Origin of the sequence: Oscillibacter ruminantium GH1 (genome assembly GCF_000307265.1) — a bacterium.
In the GTDB taxonomy this organism is placed as follows: Bacteria; Bacillota; Clostridia; order Oscillospirales; family Oscillospiraceae; genus Oscillibacter; species Oscillibacter ruminantium.
In genome coordinates this window covers 1-2755 of sequence record NZ_DF158904.1, presented here as the reverse complement: position 1 = coordinate 2755, position 2755 = coordinate 1, and the positions used below count along the sequence as shown (strand labels likewise).

General features: G+C 61.6%; 3 protein-coding genes and 1 pseudogene. All 4 read left to right on the top strand.

The window, feature by feature from the left end; all coding sequences use genetic code 11:
• On the top strand, positions 1–521 hold a 521-nt coding region (locus tag ON16_RS14785), incomplete at its 5' end, for a 2-oxoacid:acceptor oxidoreductase family protein (RefSeq protein WP_040664380.1).
• Positions 518–823 (top strand): 4Fe-4S binding protein, encoded by a 306-nt coding sequence (locus tag ON16_RS14780; RefSeq protein WP_051131809.1) that lies wholly within the window; start codon positions 518–520, stop codon positions 821–823. The genes ON16_RS14785 and ON16_RS14780, both read left to right, overlap by 4 nt.
• A gap of 15 nt (positions 824–838) precedes the next feature.
• Positions 839–2017, top strand: a complete 1179-nt coding sequence (porA, locus tag ON16_RS14775; RefSeq protein WP_040664378.1) for a pyruvate ferredoxin oxidoreductase — start codon at positions 839–841, stop codon at positions 2015–2017.
• Positions 2018–2032: 15 nt separating this feature from the next.
• Positions 2033–2755, top strand: a pseudogene (locus ON16_RS14770) (thiamine pyrophosphate-dependent enzyme); the annotation flags it as partial.

Genomic DNA, 2755 nt, shown 5'->3' with positions numbered 1-2755 from the left:
CGTCGCTGCTGCTGGCGGACGCGGCGTTCAACACAGGGAAGTTCGTGCAGGGCTTTCCGGAGTACGGCCCGGAGCGGATGGGCGCGCCCATCACGGCGTATAACCGCATCAGCTCGGAGCGCAGCACCGTCCATTCCAACATCTATTTCCCGGACTATGTGGTGGTGGTGGACGAAACCCTCATCGCCTCCGTGGACGTGACCGCGGGCCTGAAGGAAACCGGCGCCATCGTGGTCAACTCCAACAAGACCCCCGCAGAGCTGCGCCCCAAGCTGAAGGGCTACAAGGGCAAGGTCTGCACCATTGACGCGGGACAGATCAGCGAGGAGGAACTGGGCAAAAACTTCCCCAACACGCCCATGCTGGCCGCCATTGTGAAAGTCTCCGGCGTGGTGGGCGTTGAGGAATTCATCAAGGATATGGAGGCTTCCTTCAAGCATAAGTTTGCAAGCAAGCCTCAGGTCATCGAGGGCAACATGCGGGCCCTGAAGCGTTCTATGGAGGAGGTACAGGTAGGATGAGTCATTTGGCTAAGGATATGACGCCGGACGTAAAGTGGCGGGATCTCACCCCCGGCTGTAATATTTTCGAGGGCGGTACGTCCGAGACGGTGGAAACCGGCGACTGGCGGACGATGAAGCCGGTGCTGGATATGGACAAGTGCAGGCAGTGCCTGCTGTGCGCGCCGGTGTGTCCGGATATGTCCATCCCCGTGAAGGACGGCAAGCGCGGCGACTTCAACTACTTCTTCTGCAAGGGCTGCGGCATCTGCGCCAACGCGTGTCCCTTCGGGGCCATCACGATGGTCAAGGACGAGAAATAAGGAGGGGACGAGAAAATGGGTATTCGAGAAAGACTTTCCGGCAACGAGGCCGTTGCCTTTGCCATGAAGCAGATCAATCCGGACGTCATGGGCGCGTTCCCCATCACTCCGTCCACCGAGATTCCGCAGTATTTTTCTACATACGTGGATAACGGCGAGGTGGACACCGAGTTCATCCCCGTGGAGAGCGAGCACTCCGCCATGTCCACCTGCATCGGCGCGCAGGCCGCCGGCTGCCGCGCCATCAGCGCAACCTCCTCCTGCGGTCTTTGCTACATGACCGAGATGCTGTACGTGGCGGCTTCGGACCGTCTGCCCATCACACTGGCGGTTTCCTGCCGCGCGCTGAGCGGCCCCATCAACATCAACAACGACCATTCCGACGCCATGGGCGTGCGGGACGCGGGCTGGCTGATGCTGTTCGCCGAGACGAATCAGGAGGCCTATGACAACTACCTGCAGGCCATGCGCATCGGCGAGGCGGTGGGTCTGCCCATTATGGTCTGTCAGGACGGCTTCATCACCTCCCACGCCATCGAGAACATCGAGCTGGTGGAGGACGAAAAGGTCAAGGCATTCGTGGGCGAGTACAAGCCGCAGCACTACCTTCTGAACAAGGACGAGCCTATGGCCGTGGGCGCGTACGCCACCCCCGTGTACTACATGGAGGCCAAGCGCCAGCAGGCTCAGGCCATGATGGACGCGAAGGACGTTATTAAGAAGGTCGGCGCGGAGTTTGGCAAGCTGACCGGCCGGAGCTATGACCTGATCGAAAAGTACGAGATGGACGACGCCGAGGAGGCTCTCGTCATCATCGGTTCCTCCGCCGGCACGGCGAAGGAGACGGTCAACCAGCTGCGGGCACAGGGGAAAAAGGTGGGCCTTGTGAAGGTTCGTTCCTTCCGTCCCTTCCCCGCCGAGGAGATTGTGGAGGCGCTGAAGAACGTGAAGGCCTTTGCCGTGATGGACAAGGACGACAGCTTCAACGGCCACTGCGGCCCCATGTTTGCCGAAGTCACCGCGGCGCTGTACGCGCAGGGTGTCAGCGCGCCCAAGGGCATCAGCTATATCTACGGTCTGGGCGGCCGCGACGTGCGGGTGGAGAGCATCCAGCAGGTGTTTGGCGAGCTGGCGGACATCGCCGCCACGGGCAAGACCGGCGAGACCTACCGCTATCTGGACGTGCGGGAATAAGGAGGGAGAACAGTCATGAGCTACAATCTGAAAGAAGAACTGCAAAAGGAAGACCGCCTTTCCGGCGGCCACAGAATGTGCGCGGGCTGCGGCTCCCCCATCGCCGTGCGGACGGTGCTGCGCGCGCTGAACCCGGAGGACCACGCGGTGGTCTGCTCCGCCACCAGCTGTTTGGAGGTTTCCACCTTCATGTACCCCTACACCGCGTGGAAGGACAGCTTCATCCACAACGCGTTTGAAAACGCGGGCGCCACCATGAGCGGCGTGGAGACGGCGTACAAGGCCATGAAGAAGCGGGGCAAGATCGACGAGACGTGGAAGTTCATCGCCTTCGGCGGCGACGGCGGCACGTATGACATCGGCTTCCAGTCCCTCTCCGGGGCCATGGAGCGGGGCCACGACATGGTGTATGTCTGCTACGACAACGAGGCATACATGAACACCGGCATCCAGCGCTCCTCCTCCACCCCCCACTTTGCCGACACCACCACCACGCCCTACGGCGTGGCGGTCCCCGGCAAGCTCCAGCAGAAGAAGAACCTGACCAAGATCATGGTGGCCACGGCATCCCCTATGCCGCCCAGACCACCTTTATCGGCAACTTCTCCGACCTTTCCAACAAGGCCCACAAGGCCATCTACACCCCCGGCGCGGCCTTTTTGAACGTGATGGCCCCCTGCCCCCGGGGCTGGCGCTATCCCAGCGAGAAGCTGATGGAAGTGACCAAGGCGGCGGTGG

Coding starts and splice junctions, on each gene's coding strand:
- ON16_RS14780 (WP_051131809.1), top strand. CDS start 518: ATGAGTCATTTGGCTAAGGATATGACGCCGGACGTAAAGTGGCGGGAT.
- porA (WP_040664378.1), top strand. CDS start 839: ATGGGTATTCGAGAAAGACTTTCCGGCAACGAGGCCGTTGCCTTTGCC.